A 13,712-nucleotide genomic window follows, 5' to 3' on the forward strand; every position below is an offset into this window, starting at 1 on the left:
CGGATCCGCCGAGAGCGGGTCACTCGGCCATCCGGGGCGCGGTGTCGGCGACGAGGCGTGCGGCGCGCAGGGCGGAGGCCGCCCCGGAGGCGGACTCCATGTCCCCGGGAGTCGGTGTGAGGACGACAGCGGGCAGTCGCGTGTGCGGCGGGGCCCCGAGGCGATCCAACAGCGCGAGTACCCGCGCCGCCGCACGCTCGGCGTCCGCGGGGGTGCGCGGGATGCCCGCCCCGCTAGCGGGCAGGCCCTCCAGCTGGAGCAGGCGCCCGTCGCCGAGCAGCGTCCCGGCGGCGTCGAGCGCTGCGTGCGAGTCGGCGGAGTACAGCGGCGCGGCGGGCAGGCACGCCCCGTCCAGTGGTGTCTCCCCGCGGGGCGGCGCGGCGACGACCGACCAGACGGGCGGCGCGCCGGGGACCGACGCCGTCGGCACCCGGAGCAGGACCTCGGCAACGCCGGCCCGTCGCAACGCATCGCCGAAGCGGCACAGCGAGAGCGCCAACTGGTCCGCGGCGACGGGCGGGATCGGGTCGAGCCGGCTGGGCGAGTGCACCGTCCCGGCGGCCACCTGCCACAGGGCGGGTTCGTCGAGCAGGATCCGGGCGCCCGCGCCCACCCGCTCGGCGAGGCGGGCGGCGAATCCTCCCGCGCCCTCGCTCAGCGAGGCCGCCAGGTCCCGGCGGGCGCCCCGGTCGGAGAGGACCGGCATCCCCCCGGGGAGCTCGACCCGCGCGGCGAGTGTCCACGGGCCGACGATCCCCACCTGGAGCCGCCGACGATCAGGGGCGGGTGCGTGCTCGGGATCCCGGGCGAGTTCGTCGGCCTCCTCGAGGGCGTCCGCGTCCCGGTCGAGGTGGTCGACGGCCCGCCGCGCGAGTCGCCCGGGGGAATCGGCGAGCCGCCACCCTCGCGGGCTGACGTCCGCGGGCAGGTCCGCGAGCAGCGCCAGCGTACGGCCGATCGCGTCCGCCCCCGGGCCGCGGTCGGCGAGCTCGGGCAGGAAGGGCAGGGCGTGGCACTCCCCCATCACGACGCGGGCCGCCTCGCGGGGATCGGTCCCGGGCATCGGCCCCGGCCCGGTGGCCGACGGCACCGGCGTGGGCTCCGTCGTCACACCGCCTCCGTGGCCGGGCGGGAGGCGGAGATGGTGCCGCTGCCCAGGACGCGATCGCCCCCGGGCTCGGGCCGGTAGAGCACGGCGGCCTGCCCGGGTGCCACGCCGCGGACCGGCTCGTGGAGGGTGATCTCGAGACGGGCGTCGTCGCCGCTGCCGACGCGGCGGACGTGCGCGGGCGTGGCCTCGCCGTGCGCGCGGATCTGGACCAGGCAATCGGTCTCGCGGAGATCGTCGTCGACGAGCCAGTACGGGGAGCCGCCGGTCATCGCCACGGACCACAGGTGGTCGGCGCCGCCGACGGTGACGGTGCCGCTCTCCGCGTCGATCCCGGTGACGTACCGCGGGCGGCCGTCGGCCGCGGGCCCCTGTACCCCGAGGCCCTTGCGCTGGCCGATGGTGAAACCGTGGATCCCGTCGTGCCGACCGAGTTCGTCGCCGGTGTCGGCGTCGACCACCGCGCCGGGGCGTACCCCGATGCGCGCCCCGAGGAACGCGCGGGTGTCCCCGGACGGGATGAAGCAGATGTCGTGACTGTCCGGCTTGGTCGCCACGGGCAGCCCCGCCGCCTCGGCCTCCGCTCGGACCTCGGACTTCAGCGAGTCACCGAGCGGGAACATCGAATGCGCGAGCTGCTCCGGCGTGAGCACGCCGAGCACGTACGACTGGTCCTTGGCGGGGTCCACCGCGCGGCGCAGGACGGGCCGGCGGGTGCCGTCGGGCAGCTCCTCCGTGGCCAGGCGCGCGTAGTGGCCGGTCGCGACGGCGTCAAAGCCGAGGGCCATACCGCGCTCGAGCAGCGCCTCGAACTTGATCCGCTCGTTGCACCGCAGGCACGGGTTCGGCGTCTCGCCGCGGGCGTAGGACTCGACGAAGTCGTCGATGACGTCCGCGCGGAAGCGTTCGGCGAAGTCCCACACGTAGAACGGGATGCCCAGCAGGTCGGCGACGCGCCGGGCGTCGCCGGCGTCCTCCCGCGAGCAGCAGCCCCGGGACCCGGTACGCAGCGTCGCCGGGTCGGTGCTCAGCGCCAGGTGGACGCCGACGACCTCGTGACCGGCGGCCACGGCGCGGGCGGCGGCCACCGCGGAGTCCACTCCCCCGCTCATCGCGGCGAGGACCCTCATGACGCGCCCACCCCGGCGCGCGCGAGGCCGAGTCCGGCGACGCGGGCCCGCTCGGCGGCGGGGCCGAGGGCCGCGATCGCCGCGTCGACGTCGGCCTCGGTGGTGGTGTAACCGAGGCTCAGGCGCAGGCTGCTGCGGGCCGCGGCCTCGTCGGCCCCGAGCGCGAGCAGGACGTGGCTCGGCTCGGCGACCCCGGCGGTGCACGCCGAGCCGGTCGAGCACTCGATGCCGGCGGCGTCGAGCAGGAGGATGAGGGACTCGCCGGAGCAGCCGGGGAAGGTGATGTTGGCGATCCCGGGCAGACGCTCGCCGCCCCCGTTGGCGATCGAGCCGGGGACGGCGGCCAGGACCCCGTCGACGAGACGGTCCCGCAGTGCCGTCAGCCGCCGTGTCTCGGCCTCCATCTCGCGGACCGCCTCGTCCAGGGCGACGGCCATGGCGACCACCCCGGGCACGTCGACGGACCCGGAACGCAGATCGCGTTCCTGCCCGCCACCGAAGCCGATCGGCGAACACGCCGCGCCGCGGTCGAGGAGCAGGGCGCCCACCCCGAGCGGGCCGCCGAACTTGTGGGCGGACAGGCTCAGCGAGGTCACGCCCAGAGCGGCGAAGTCCACCGGGACGTGGCCGACGGCCTGGACGGCGTCGGTGTGGACCGCGGCGCCGACCGCGCGGGCGTGGTCCGCGACCGCCGCGACGTCGGTGAGCGTGCCGACCTCGTTGTTGGCGAGCATCGTGGCGACCAACGCGAGCCGCGGGCCGGTCCGCTCCGCGAGATCGCGCACGGTGTCCGCGGCGACCGCGCCGCGGTGGTCCACGGGCAGGAGGCGGATCTCGGCGTTCCCGCCGCGGTCGGTCGCGAGATGGGCGGCGGCGTCGAGCACGGAGTGGTGCTCGGTGGCGCCGACCGCCACGACGTCGCCGCCGTGCGCGGCGACCTGGCCGAGGACCGCGAGGTTGTCCGACTCGGTACCGCCGGAGGTGAACAGCACCTCCGAGGGGCGGCAGCCGAGGTGGTGGGCGAGGGACTCGCGGGCCTCCTCGACACGGCGCCGCGCGCGTCGGCCGGAGCCGTGGAGCGAGGAGGCGTTGCCGACCACCGAGGCCGCCTCGGCGTAGGCGGCGACGGCCGCCGGGCGCATCGGGGTGGTCGCGGCGTGGTCCAGATAGTGCACGGGGCGGGTGGTGGACATATCGCACGCAAGGATACGCCCGAACGCGCCGGACCCCGGCACCGCAGGGGTGCCGGGGTCCGGGACGCGTCGGTCAGACGCGGTGCGCGGGGCTCACTTGCGGGCGTTGATGGCCTCGGTGAGCTGCGGGGCGACGTTGAACAGGTCGCCGACGATGCCGTAGTCCGCGATCTCGAAGATCGGGGCCTCCTCGTCCTTGTTCACCGCGACGATCGTCTTGGACGTCTGCATGCCGGCGCGGTGCTGGATGGCGCCGGAGATGCCCAGGGCGATGTAGAGCTGCGGCGACACGGTCTTGCCGGTCTGGCCGACCTGGAACTGGCCCGGGTAGTAGCCCGAGTCGACGGCCGCGCGGGACGCGCCGACCGCGCCCTTGAGGGAGTCGGCGAGCGGCTCGACGACCTCCTCGAACTTCTCGGCGGAGCCGACGCCGCGGCCACCGGAGACGACGACGGTCGCCTCGGTGAGCTCGGGGCGGTCGCCGCCGACGATCGGGTTGCGGGAGAGGATCTTCGCGGCGTTCTCGGGCTCGGGCACCTGGACCTCGACGACCTCGCCCGCACCGGCGGCCGGGGTGGCCTCGACGGCGCCGGGGCGCACCGTGTAGATCGGGGTGTCACCGGAGACGGTGGCCTCGACCGTGTAGGCGCCACCGAAGATCGAGTGGACGGCCGAGCCGTCCTCGCGGATCTCGATGACGTCGGTGAGGACGCCGGAGCCGGTGCGGGCCGCGAGACGCCCCGCGACCTCCTTGCCCTCGAACGTGGCGGCGAGGACGATCGCGGCCGCGCCCTGCTCGGCGAGGCCGGCCAGGACGTCGACCTTCGGGGTGACGAGGTAGTTCTGGACCGCGTCACCCTCGGCGACGTAGATCTTCTCCGCGCCGGCCTCCTTGAGGGCGTCGGTGAGCGCGGCGGCGGTGCCGGTCTCACCGAACACGACCGCGGACGGCTCGCCGAGCGCGCGGGCGGCGGTCAGCAGCTCGTTGGTGACCTTCTTGAGTTCGCCGTCGACGTGCTCGACCGCGACGAGGACTTCAGCCATGGTGGGTTCTCCTTGGAAAGACTGGGATGAGTTGGTCGGGGTGAGCTCGGCTCAGATGAGCTTCTGCGCGACGAGGTACTTGGCGATGTCGTTGCCGCCCTCGCCCTCGTCGACGACCTTCTCACCGGCCGCGCGCGGCGGCTTGGGCGCCGAGGAGGTCACGGTGGAGGCGGCGTTGTCCTTGCCGACCTGCCCGGGCTCGACGTTCGCGTCGGCCAGGGTGAGGACCTCGACCGGCTTCTTCTTGGCGGCCATGATGCCCTTGAAGGACGGGAACCGCGGCTCGTTGATCTTCTCGCCGACCGACACGACGCAGGGCAGGGCGGCCTCGACCTCGAAGATGCCCTCGTCGGTCTCGCGCTCGCCCCTGGCGACGCCGTCGGCGATCTCCAGCGTGCGCATGTGGGTGAGCTGGGGCAGGCCCAGGTACTCGGCGAGGATGGCCGGGACGGCGCCCATACGGCCGTCGGTGGCCTCGTTGCCGGCGATGACCAGCTCGGTGCCCTCGATGGTGCCCAGGACGTTGGCCAGGGCCCACGCGGTCTGGACGACGTCGGAGCCGTGGAGGGCCTCGTCGTTGAGGTGGACGGCCTTGTCGGCGCCCATCGACAGGGCCTTGCGGATGGCCTCGGTGGCGCGATCCGGTCCGGCGCACAGCACGGTGACCTCGCCCCCGTTCGCCTCCTTGATCTGGAGCGCCTGCTCGACGGCCTTCTCGTTGATCTCGTCCAGGACCGCGTCCGCGGCCTCGCGGTCCAGGGTGTAGTCCCCGTCCGAGAGCTTGCGCTCGGAATAGGTGTCGGGAACCTGCTTGATCAGTACGACGATGTTCGTCATGGGCCTGCGTCGACCTCCTGCGAGTCGGGGCGGGGTGCGCCCCCGTCATGACCGGGCGCACCGGATTGTGGTCCTGCCTCACACAATAACGCGAGCGGGGTCACGACGGCGGTGCCGGGTACGTCACACCGCCGGGGCCGCGCGGGTCCCGGGGCGGGGGTGCGAGGGACCCCGCCCCGGGCGGCGGTACCGGTGTCAGTTGATCCGCTTCTCCCAGCCGGCCCAGGCGGCGTCGCGCAGTTCGTTCTTCCGGACCTTGCCGGTGGAGGTCCGGGGCAGCGCCTCGGTGAGCTCGACGGCGCCCGGCACCTTGTAGCGGGCGATCTTCGTGCGGCAGTGCTCGATCACGCCGTTCTCGTCGAGCTCGGACCCGGGCCGGACCACGACGTACGCCTTGGGCCGCTCCCCCCACTTCTCGTCGGGCATGGAGACGACCGCGCAGTCCACGACGTCGGGGTGGGAGACGATCGCCTGCTCGACCTCGATGGTGGAGATGTTCTCGCCGCCGGAGACCACGACGTCCTTGGCGCGGTCGAGCAGTTGCACGTACCCGTCGGGGTGCATGACGCCCAGGTCGCCGGAGTGGAACCACCCACCGGCGAACGCCGCGGCGGTGGCCTCGGGGTCGTCGAAGTACCCCTTCATCACGCCGTTGCCGGTCATGACGACCTCGCCCATCGTCACGCCGTCGGCGGGGACGTCGACGAGTCGGGTCTCCCCCGGCGAGGTGCGCTCGACCACGCGCACGGTGTCCGCGTGGATCATGGCGACGCCCTGGCGGGACTTCAGCGCCGCGCGCTCGTCGGGGTCGAGGTCGGCCCAGTGGGGCTGGGGTGCGCAGACGGTGAACGGGCCGTAGGTCTCGGTGAGCCCGTACACCTGGGTCACGTCGATCCCGAGTTCCTCGAACCGGCGCAGGATGGTCGGCGAGGGCGGCGCCCCGGCGGTGATCATGCGGATCCCCTCGATCGGCCGGGCGGCCGGGTCGTCCGCGATGGTGCTCAACACGGCCGGGGCACCGGCGAGGCGGTTGATCCCCTCGTCGTCGAACAGTCTCCAGATCTCGTCCCCGCGGACGGCGCGCAGACACACGTGGGTTCCCCGCGCGCCGGTCAGGGCCCAGGTGGTGCACCAGCCGTTGCAGTGGAACATCGGCAGCGTCCACAGGTACCGGGAGTCGGCGTCCAGACCCTGGGTGACGATCTCGCCGAGCGCGTTGAGGTACGCGCCGCGGTGGGTGTACATGACGCCCTTGGGGCGGCCGGTGGTACCGGAGGTGTAGTTGACGGCGATGACCGAGTCCTCGTCGTCCACGGTCCACGGCACGGGCTGCGGCGAGGCACCGGCGATCCCCTCCTCCAGCGCCTCGGCGCGGGGGCCGAAGCGGGCGACGTCGGGCTGGGTGCCGTCGGCGTCGGGGGCGACCAGGACGAGGCGCAGCGCGTCGGGGACCTCGTCGCCCAGGCCCGCGAGCAGCTCCGCGTCCGCGATGAGGACCTCGATCCCGGCGTGGCCGACGATGTAGTCGATCTCCGCCGGGGCGAGGCGGGTGTTGAGGGCGACGACGGCCCCGCCGGCCAGCGGGACGGCGAACTGGGCGAGCAGCGCCTCCGCGGAGTTGGGCGCCAGGACGCCGACCCTGTCCCCACGCGCGACGCCGCGCATCTTGAGCAGGGAGGCCAGGCGGGTAGCCCGCTCGGCGAACTCGGCGTAGGTCTGGCGGCGCGGTCCGTCGACCACCGCGGTGGCGTCGGGTGCCACGCGCGCGGCCTGCTCGAGGAAGCGCAGCGGGGTCAGCGCTGTGTCGAGACCGGAGTTCGCTGTCATCGGGGGTGTCCGCCTTCCGTGGGGGCCGGGGGCCGGGTCCTGGTGCCCTCGCGGGCACGGGTGAGTGCCGTCACGGTATCGGCGGAGCGCGCTCCGCGAGCGTGTGTTCCCCCGGGCGTACCCCTGGGCCGTCGGACGCGCGGACTACGCTGGTGTGCCGACCGACTCTTCGACGGGGGGACCTGTGGCACCGGCATCGCTTCCGCGCACCGTACGGTCCCTGGTCGTCGCCGGCCTCGCCCTGGGCGTGGCGGCGGGCTGCGCGTCGAGTACCGGCAGCGGCGACGCCCGGCTGGGCCAGGCCGCGAGCTGGTCCTCGGTGGCGGGTGGCCCGCCCAACTCGTCGCGGGCCCACGCCGGGGTGTCGGACGCGCCGGAGCTGCTGTGGTCGCGCGCGCTGGGCGCCCCGGCGATAGGCGTGGCCTCCTCCGACGGGATAGGGACCTCTTTCCAGGCGACGATCTCCGAGCGCGGGTGCAACCTGTTCGCCCTGACCGCCGACGACGGCCGCAAGCGGTGGTGCTCGCGCATGCCCACGGACGGCCCGCGCATCACGGCGACGGTCGACGGGCGCGGCTCGCTGTTCGTGCCCGCGTACGGCGGGGTCGCGGCGGTGGCCGCCGAGGGTGAGAACCGTTGGTTCGCCGCCACCCGCGGCGTCCCGACCACGGTGACGCTGATGGACAACCGTCACCTTCTGCTCGTCTCCCACCTCGGCGTGGCGCGGGTGATCAACGCCCACACCGGGCTGGACGTGACCCCCGAGCTGCGCCTGACCGGCGACGTCGCTACCGACGACCCGGCGTACGGGTTGCCGTGGTGCGCGACCGGGGCCCGGGGCTGCCCGGTGCCGGCGACCGCCGCCGTGGACACCGACACCGCCACCGCGTACCTCACCGCCTGGACCCCGGGCGCGCGGGCGCCGGAGCTGGTCGCCGTGCGGCTGACCGGTGACGAGCTCCCCGTCCTGGAGGTGGCGTGGCGGGCGCCCCTGCCCGGCGGTCGGCTGGGCGTGCCGGTGGTGCTGTCCGACGACCGGGACGAGGTGTACGTCCACGCCGCCGACGGCGCGCTGGGCGCGTTCCGGGCCGCCGACGGTGCGGCGCTGTGGTCGGTGCCGGTCGGGTACCGCCCGGACTCCTCGCCGGCGCTGCTGCCCGACGGCACCCTCGTCACCGCCGGCCGGACGACGACGGTGTGGAGGGGACCCGACGACGAGCACGACGACGACGCGGGCCCGGCGCCCGTGGTGGCCGTCCGCGGGGACGGCGGAACCGGCGGCGAGGTCTGGCGCCGGGACGATCTGCAGCAGCTCACCAACCCCGCCGCGACCCCGGACGGGCAGGTCGTGGTGGCGGTGCGGGCGGCCGGTGGCGGGGACGGACCCGGTATCGCGGTGCACGTGCTCGACGGTGGTGACGGGCGGACCGTCCACCGGATCGAGGTGCCCGCGGCGTCGGGGCCGGTGTCGGGGCTCAGCGTGGACTCGGACGGCCGGATCGCGCTGACGACCGCGGTGGGCGCGGTCTACATGTTCGGCTGAGCCGACTCCGCACGGGTGCGCGGCCCGCACACGAACACCACGGCCGAACTGCCGATGCGGGTGACCACGAGCGCGAGCGGGCGCGAGCCGGACAGCGACAGCGAGCGGCGCAGCGCGTCCGGGTCGGTGTCGACACCGCGCACGAGGATCTCCAGCGAACCGCAGTCCCGTGCGCGCAGGGCCCGGCGCAGCTGCTTGCGGTCGAGCCGGCAGGACTCGAGCACCTCGAAGCCGCTGTGGCCGGGCGGGATCCGCGGGCCCGTGAGGTGGGCGATGCGCGGGTCGAGCTGCCGGAGCCCGTGTCGGCGGGCCCAGTGCCGCACGAGCCCGGCCCGGACCACCGCCCCGTCGGGATCGACGATGAACCGCTCGGGCTCGGGGTGGGCGTCCACCTCGTCGTCGTCGCCGTCGGTCACCTCCTCGACGTGCACCGCGAGCCCGTCCGCGGTCAGGCGCGGCGGCCCCCACGGCCCGGGCACGCCCGGCGCGGCGGTGCGCGCGACCGTCGCACGGCGGCGCACGCCCGCGGACAACCCCGGCGACCACAGGCAGGCCTCGCGCACCGAACCGTCGAGCGAGACGAGCTCGACCTCACCGGCGTGGTCGAGCACCGAGGTGTCCAGGCCGGGCGCGCACTTGATGACGTGATCACGGTCCGCCGCCACGGCGAGCAGATCCGGGAGCGGCGGGCTGAGCTGCGCCGGGTCGTGGATGCGGCGACCCCCGGCGCGGCGGGCGGGGTCGGCCACGAGGACGGCGTCGCGGCTGGGCGGTGCGAGGGCGTCGGCCACGCACACCAGGGCGTCGGGGACGTTGTGGGCGGCCATCCGCGCGCGCACCGGGTCGAGGTCCGAGCCGATCACCCGGCCGGCGGTACGGACGAGCTCGGCCAGCTCGGCGCCGACCGAACACGTGACGTCGTGGACGTCCCGCCCGGACAGGCGCGCCGCGCGCAGGGCCGCCACCGGCCAGGCGGTCGCCTGCTGGACGGCCTCGTCGGTGAGCAGCATCTGCTCCGCGCCGCGGATCCGGCCCCGCGCGCGGGCCCGGGCGGTGACGACGTCGATCGCGGCGGCCGCGTGCCCGGCGTCCGCGCGACGGACCGCCGCCGTCGAGGAGACGACCGCCGATCGCGACCAGTCGAGGCCCGCGGCGAGCTCGAGCAGCTCGCGGCCGGCGTCGGTGCGCAGGAAGTCAAGGTCCTCGGGGGTCACCGCCGCAACGTTAGTTCCCGCCGGGCGCGATGGCCCGCTCGGTGGCCAGCACCTCGGCCACGTCCGCGGCCACCGCCAGGTCGGACAGCACGTGGAGGGTCGGCCGCAGCATCCCGAGGTGCCCGAGGATGCCTGCCTGAGCGGCGTCGTCCGCACGGATCCACTCGGCGGCCCGCGCCTCGCTCGTCCCGCCGTCCGGCTCCACCCCGTCCGGCAGCGCGGCCACGAAGAACAGGGTGTCGTAGCGGCGCGGCGGTCCGACCGGGGTCGTCCACCGGTCCCACGGCCGGAGCAGGTGCGCCGCGAGGGTCAGCTCGTGATCGGCCAGCAGGGAGTCGAGGTCGCCGCGCCCGGCGTCGAGCGCGCGTCGCTCCGCGGGGCCCGGCGGGGCGGGGCGGGCGTTCACCGCGGGATCCGTCGGCTCGGCGAGCAGGACACCGGTCTCCTCGAACAGCTCGCGGGCCACGCCCCGCACCGCCGCGGCGGCGCGGTCGACGTCGACACCGAACCGCTCCGCCCACCAGCGCGGCCCGGGCCCGCGCCACGGCCGGGTGCCGCGGTGGTCGCGCGGCTCGACCCCTCCGCCGGGGAACACCGACATGCCCGCCGCGAACTGCATCGTCGAGACCCGGTGCTGCAGGAACACCTCGACTCCCCCGCCGACGCGGGCGTCACGGACGAGCGCGACGGTCGCCGCCTCCCGGACCGGGACCGCCTCCGGCTCGTGGGCCGCGGGGGTGTGGCCGCCGCCCGCCACGCGCGACGACCCGGACGTGCCCGCCATCCCGGTCAGCCCCGTCGGTGCCGGCCGGAACGGCGGGCCCGGCGCGCGAAGTAGCGGCCGTCGATCGGGTCGACCGTGATCGACTGGGCGAACGCGCGGCTGAGGTTCTCGGAGGTGATGACGTCCTCGATGAGCCCCATCGCCGTCACCTCCCCCTCCGCCAGCAGCATCGCGTGGGTGAAGCCCGGGGGGATCTCCTCGACGTGGTGGGTCACCAGCACCGTCGCGGGGGCGTCCGGGTCCATGGCCATGTCCCCGAGCCGGGCCACCAGGTCCTCGCGCCCGCCGAGGTCCAACCCGGCGCCGGGCTCGTCGAGCAGCAGCAGTTCGGGGTCGGTCATCATCGCGCGGGCGATGAGGACCCGCTTGCGCTCGCCCTCCGACAGGGTGCCCCACGTCCGCTCCGCGAGATGCTCGGCCCCGATCGACTCGAGCGTGTCGGCCGCCCGCTCGAAGTCCTGCTCGTCGTACCTCTCCCGCCAGCGGCCCAGGACCGCGTACCCGGCCGAGATGACCAGGTCGCTGACCACCTCGTCACCGGGGATCCGACCCGCCACCGCGACCGAGGACAGCCCCACCCGGCTGCGCAGCTCGGTCACCTCCGTGTGTCCGAGCTGCTCGCCCAGGATGACGGCGGTGCCGGTGCTGGGGTACTCCAGCGCCGAGGCGATGCGCAGCAGCGAGGTCTTGCCCGCGCCGTTGGGGCCGAGCACCACCCACCTCTCGTCCAGCTCGACCTGCCAGGTCAGGGGCCCGACGAGGGTGTTGCCGTCGCGCCGGAGCGAGACGTCACGCAGGTCGAGGACGAGGTCGGGGTCGGTGTCGATCACGGTGCTCACGACCCCCATCTAACCGGGTCCGGCCGTGACGGGTGGTGAGGAACACGGCTCGCGCCGGTGAACCGGAGCTGACCGCCCTGAAGGATCGGCCCGACTTCGCTAGCGTCGACGGTGACGGACGTCGCCCACCGCGGCGCCGACGCGCAGCCGAAAAGGAGCACCGACGTGAACGACCGTCTTGCCATCGACGAGGTCCGTCCTCTCGTCTCCTGCGGGAGGTTCCCGTCGAAATCCGTGGTCGGCGAGATCCTGCCGATCTCCGCCACCGTCTGGCGGGAGGGTCACGACGCCCTGTCCGCCAGCCTCGTGGTCCGCCGGCCCGGCGGCCTCTCCTCGCGCACCACCATGACCCCCGGGACCGAGCCCGACACCGTCCACGCCCTGCTGCCCACCGACGTGGCCGGGATGTGGTCGTTCCGCGTCGAGGCGTGGTCGGACCCGTTCGCCACCTGGCACAGCGGTATCACCAAGAAGATGGCCGCCGGGCAGGACGCCGACGTGCTGGGCAACGAGTTCGAGGTCGGCGCGCGCGTGCTCGACCTCGCCGTCACCCGCGCCACCACCGCGGGCGAGGCCGCCCGCGCCGAGCTGCTCGCCGCGGCCGCCGCCGCCCTGCGCGGTGAGGGCGACGCCGCGACCCGCACCGAGCGGGCGCTGTCCCCGGAGGTCGCGGAGGCCCTCGCCGCCGACCCCGTGCGGGAGCTCGTCACCGTCGGCCGGACGCACCGCGTGTGGGTCGATCGACGCGAGGCCCAGTTCAGCTCGTGGTACGAGTTCTTCCCCCGCTCCACCGGCGGCTGGGACGAGCAGGGCCGGCCGGTCCACGGCACCTTCACCACCTCCCGGGCCTACGTCGACCACGCCGCCGACCTCGGGTTCGACGTGGTGTACCTGCCGCCCGTCCACCCCATCGGCGAGATCAACCGCAAGGGCCGCAACAACACGCTGACCCCCGGGCCGGGCGACGTCGGGTCCCCGTGGGCCATCGGCTCGCGCGACGGCGGTCACGACGCCGTCCACCCGGCGCTGGGCACGATCGAGGACTTCCGCGGGCTCGTGGAGTACGCCGGCGAGCGCGGCGTCGAGATCGCGCTCGACCTCGCACTGCAGTGCGCCCCCGACCACCCCTGGGCCGCCGAGCACCCCGAGTGGTTCACCGTCCTGCCCGACGGGCACATCGCCTACGCCGAGAACCCGCCCAAGAAGTACCAGGACATCTACCCGATCAACTTCGACACGGACCCCGAGGGCATCTACGCCGAGGTGTTGCGGGTGGTCCGTCACTGGACGGCGCTGGGCGTGCGCATCTTCCGCGTGGACAACCCCCACACCAAGCCCGCCGACTTCTGGAACCGGCTCATCAGCGAGGTCAAGCGTACCGAGCCCGACGTGCTGTTCCTCGCCGAGGCGTTCACCCGCCCGGCGCGGCTGTTCGGGCTGGCCAAGCGCGGCTTCTCGCAGTCGTACACCTACTTCACCTGGAAGACGACCAAGGCGGAGCTGGTCGAGTTCTGCGAGCAGCTGCTGGCCCACGTCGACGAGGCGCGGCCCAACATGTTCACCAACACCCCGGACATCCTGCACGAGTCACTCCAGCGCGGGGGCCCGGCGATGTTCGCGATCCGGGCCACCCTCGCCGCGACCCTCTCCCCCGCCTGGGGCGTCTACTCCGGGTTCGAGCTCTACGAGTGGCAGCCCGTCGCCGACGGGAGCGAGGAGTACCTCGACTCGGAGAAGTACGAGCTCCGTCCCCGCGACTTCGCCGCCGCCGAGGCCGCCGGCCAGTCCCTCGCCCCGTGGCTGCGCACCCTCAACCGGGTCCGCCGCGCGCACCCCGCGCTCCAGCAGCTGCGCACGCTGCGCTTCCACGACGTGGACAACGACCAGATCATCGCCTATTCCAAGATCGACCCCGCCACCGGCGACACCGTCCTGACGGTGGTGACCCTCGACTCCCACGGCGCCCAAGAGGGCACCCTTCACCTGGACATGGCGGCGTTGGGATACGACGACGACGCCCGGTTCAGCGTGCGCGACGAGGTGACGGGCGGCGAGTTCCACTGGGGGTCCAGCAACTACGTCCGGCTCGAGCCGTGGTCCGCGGTCGCGCACATCGTCTCGATCCCACCCTGCTCGCAAGCACGTAGGGTCGAACTGTCCTACCGAACGCACACCGTGGATTGAGGCTCACGA

General features: G+C 74.4%; 11 protein-coding genes. 2 read left to right on the plus strand and 9 right to left on the minus strand.

Annotated elements, in window-relative coordinates; translation table 11 throughout:
• Window positions 1-19 precede the first annotated feature (19 nt).
• The 6 genes from RWK90_RS02155 to RWK90_RS02180 form a co-directional block, all read right to left on the minus strand.
• Entirely contained in the window at window positions 20-1,111 is a 1,092-nt protein-coding gene (locus tag RWK90_RS02155; protein WP_314034215.1) for a cobalamin-independent methionine synthase, read from the minus strand.
• Entirely contained in the window at window positions 1,108-2,238 is a 1,131-nt protein-coding gene (gene mnmA / locus RWK90_RS02160; protein ID WP_314034217.1) for a tRNA 2-thiouridine(34) synthase MnmA, read from the minus strand. The genes RWK90_RS02155 and mnmA overlap by 4 nt, the downstream gene beginning before the upstream one ends.
• A complete protein-coding gene (locus RWK90_RS02165) occupies window positions 2,235-3,431 on the minus strand; it encodes a cysteine desulfurase family protein (protein ID WP_314034219.1) in 1,197 nt (398 codons plus the stop codon). Before RWK90_RS02165 ends, mnmA begins: the two co-directional genes overlap by 4 nt.
• A 93-nt stretch (window positions 3,432-3,524) precedes the next feature.
• Window positions 3,525-4,475, minus strand: a complete 951-nt coding sequence (locus RWK90_RS02170) for an electron transfer flavoprotein subunit alpha/FixB family protein (protein WP_314034221.1) — start codon at window positions 4,473-4,475, stop codon at window positions 3,525-3,527.
• A gap of 51 nt (window positions 4,476-4,526) precedes the next feature.
• Window positions 4,527-5,312, minus strand: a complete 786-nt coding sequence (locus tag RWK90_RS02175; RefSeq protein ID WP_314034223.1) for an electron transfer flavoprotein subunit beta/FixA family protein — start codon at window positions 5,310-5,312, stop codon at window positions 4,527-4,529.
• A 195-nt stretch (window positions 5,313-5,507) separates the two neighbouring features.
• Entirely contained in the window at window positions 5,508-7,139 is a 1,632-nt protein-coding gene (locus RWK90_RS02180) for an AMP-binding protein (protein WP_314034225.1), read from the minus strand.
• A 184-nt stretch (window positions 7,140-7,323) separates the two neighbouring features.
• On the opposite strand from RWK90_RS02180, the gene RWK90_RS02185 reads away from it, so the two are divergent.
• Entirely contained in the window at window positions 7,324-8,682 is a 1,359-nt protein-coding gene (locus tag RWK90_RS02185; RefSeq protein WP_314034227.1) for a PQQ-binding-like beta-propeller repeat protein, read from the plus strand.
• Here the strand turns inward: RWK90_RS02185 and RWK90_RS02190 are convergent.
• Genes RWK90_RS02190 through RWK90_RS02200 form a run of 3 tightly spaced genes read right to left on the minus strand, consistent with a single transcriptional unit; the run spans window position 8,667 to window position 11,528 of the window.
• The gene (locus RWK90_RS02190; RefSeq protein ID WP_314034229.1) at window positions 8,667-9,896 is read right to left on the minus strand and encodes a THUMP-like domain-containing protein; all 1,230 of its coding nucleotides are present in this window, start codon (window positions 9,894-9,896) and stop codon (window positions 8,667-8,669) included. The two genes, RWK90_RS02185 and RWK90_RS02190, sit on opposite strands and share 16 nt — an antisense overlap.
• 10 nt (window positions 9,897-9,906) lie before the next feature.
• A complete protein-coding gene (locus tag RWK90_RS02195; protein ID WP_314034231.1) occupies window positions 9,907-10,680 on the minus strand; it encodes an NUDIX hydrolase in 774 nt (257 codons plus the stop codon).
• 5 nt (window positions 10,681-10,685) lie between these two features.
• Entirely contained in the window at window positions 10,686-11,528 is an 843-nt protein-coding gene (locus tag RWK90_RS02200; RefSeq protein WP_314034233.1) for an ABC transporter ATP-binding protein, read from the minus strand.
• A gap of 156 nt (window positions 11,529-11,684) precedes the next feature.
• Between RWK90_RS02200 and RWK90_RS02205 the strand changes: the two genes are divergently transcribed.
• Complete coding sequence (locus RWK90_RS02205) at window positions 11,685-13,703, plus strand: maltotransferase domain-containing protein (RefSeq protein ID WP_314034235.1); 2,019 nt, start codon at window positions 11,685-11,687, stop codon at window positions 13,701-13,703.
• Window positions 13,704-13,712 lie beyond the last annotated feature (9 nt).

The sequence above is a fragment of the Dietzia sp. CH92 genome (assembly GCF_032248695.1).
Lineage (GTDB): Bacteria > Actinomycetota > Actinomycetes > Mycobacteriales > Mycobacteriaceae > Dietzia.